This is a genomic window from Magnetospirillum fulvum MGU-K5 (genome assembly GCF_000442515.1).
Lineage (GTDB): Bacteria > Pseudomonadota > Alphaproteobacteria > Rhodospirillales > Magnetospirillaceae > Phaeospirillum > Phaeospirillum fulvum_B.
This window is the reverse complement of the sequence record NZ_AQPH01000160.1, coordinates 1-887: the sequence shown is the minus strand read 5'-3', so window position 1 is coordinate 887 and position 887 is coordinate 1. Positions and strand designations below refer to the sequence as shown.

1 protein-coding gene is annotated in these 887 nt (G+C 61.8%); it reads left to right on the top strand.

Features of this window, described 5'->3' with window-relative positions; genetic code table 11:
• On the top strand, nucleotides 1–887 hold an 887-nt coding region (gene tuf, locus K678_RS17375), incomplete at both ends, for an elongation factor Tu (protein WP_021133796.1).

The following is an 887-nucleotide window of genomic DNA, read 5'->3' as shown; positions in this document are numbered from 1 at the left end:
TGAAGAGAAGGCCCGCGGCATCACCATTTCGACGGCGCACGTGGAATACGAGACGAACAATCGTCACTATGCCCACGTCGACTGCCCCGGCCACGCCGATTATGTGAAGAACATGATCACCGGCGCGGCGCAGATGGACGGCGCGATCCTGGTTGTGTCGGCGGCTGACGGCCCGATGCCGCAGACCCGCGAGCACATCCTGCTGGCGCGTCAGGTCGGTGTTCCGGCTCTGGTCGTGTTCATGAACAAGGTCGATATGGTCGACGATCCCGAGCTGCTCGACCTCGTCGAGCTCGAGGTTCGCGAGCTGCTGTCGTCCTACGATTTCCCTGGCGACGATATTCCGATCGTCAAGGGTTCGGCTCTGTGTGCTCTGGAAGACCGCAGCCCGGAAATCGGCAAGGAAGCGATTCTGAAGCTGATGGCCGAGGTTGACCGGTACATCCCGCAGCCGGAACGTCCGAAGGACAAGCCGTTCCTGATGCCGATCGAAGACGTGTTCTCGATCTCGGGCCGTGGCACCGTGGTGACCGGCCGTGTCGAACGCGGCGTGGTCAAGGTTGGTGAAGAAGTCGAAATCGTCGGCATCAAGGCGACGGTGAAGACCACCTGCACCGGCGTTGAAATGTTCCGCAAGCTGCTCGATCAGGGTGAAGCTGGCGACAACATCGGCGCTCTGCTGCGCGGCACCAAGCGTGAAGATGTCGAGCGTGGCCAGGTTCTGGCGGCGCCGGGCACCATCACCCCGCACACCAAGTTCGAGGCCGAAGCCTACATCCTGACCAAGGAAGAAGGTGGTCGTCACACCCCGTTCTTCACCAACTATCGTCCGCAGTTCTACTTCCGCACCACCGACGTCACCGGCGTCGTGTCGCTGCCGGAAGGCA